Raw genomic sequence first — 1,202 nt, 5'->3', positions numbered from 1 at the left:
CCCCCCGTCCCCGTCGCCGCCCTCCTCGGCCAGTTCGAGGAGCCGCCCGGTCTGCCAGTCGAGCATGGCGTCGGTGAGTCCCTTGAAGGTCTTGCCCAGCATCACGAAGGAGGTCCCGTCCGCCGACCGCGCGCCCAGGTGCAGGTTGGAGAGCTTCCCGCGCCGCCGGCCGTGCCCCCACTCGGCGGCCAGCACCACCAGGTCGAGCGTGTGCACCGGCTTCACCTTCAGCCAGGAGGCCCCGCGCCGCCCGGCGCTGTAGGGCGCGTCCAACGCCTTGACCAGCACGCCCTCGTGGCCGCGGGCCAGCACCGCCGCGGCGAACTCGCGGGCCGCCCGCCGCGCCTCGGCGTCCGCCGGGTCGGGCACCGGCAGCCGCCGTACCCGGCGGGGCTCGGGTGCCACCCTGGCCAGCTCGGCGTGCCGCCGGTCGGTGGGCAGTTCGAGCAGGTCACGGCCGTCCACGCTCAACAGGTCGAAGAACACCGGGGACAGCGGCAGTGAGCCGGTCAGCGAGCCGACGCGGCCCGACACGTCCTGGAAGGGGTGCGGTCGGCCGGCCGCGTCCATCGCGATCACCTCGCCGTCGAGCACCGCGCTGGTCACTTCGAGTTCGAGGGCCGCGGCACGCACCTCGGGCAGCCGCCCGGTGATCTCGTCCAGCGTCCTGGTGTAGATCCGCACCTCGGCGCCGTCCCGGTGCACCTGCACCCGGATCCCGTCCAGCTTCTCCTCCACCACGCACGGGCCGAGCCGGTCGAGCGCCTCGTCCAGGTCCTTGGCGCTCCCGGCCAGCATCGGCAGCACCGGCCGGCCCACCGTCAGCCGGAACTCGGCGAGCGCCCCGGCGCCGCGGGCCAGCAGCGCCTCGGCCACCGCGCCGAGCGAGCCGCCGAGCATCACGGCGCGCCGCACGTCGTCGGGCGCCGCCCCCACGGCGGCGGCCAGCCCCTCGACGGCGAGCGCGTCCAGCGCGCCCTGCCGTAGCTCGCCGCTGATCAGCCGGGCCAGGAAGTCCTGTTCCGCCTCGGTGGCCGCGGCCAGCAGCTCGGCGAGCAGCAGCCGGCGGCGCCCGGTGGCACCGGCACCGGAGGTGGCGGCGATCTCGCCGAGCGCCGCGTCCGTGTCCGCCACCGTGAGCCGGGGCCCGGGCGCCGGCGGCGGCCGCTCGCCCGACAGGGCCCGCCACCCCACCCCCAGCT

1 protein-coding gene is annotated in these 1,202 nt (G+C 77.0%); it reads right to left on the bottom strand.

Annotated features, from left to right (window positions below; translation table 11 throughout):
* On the bottom strand, positions 1 to 1,202 hold a 1,202-nt coding region (locus E1283_RS36340; protein WP_132822412.1), incomplete at both ends, for an ATP-dependent DNA ligase.

The sequence above is a fragment of the Streptomyces hainanensis genome (assembly GCF_004348415.1).
GTDB classification, from domain to species: Bacteria; Actinomycetota; Actinomycetes; order Streptomycetales; family Streptomycetaceae; genus Streptomyces; species Streptomyces hainanensis.
Note: the sequence above shows the minus strand (reverse complement) of the source record. Positions and strands in the feature narration are given on the sequence as shown.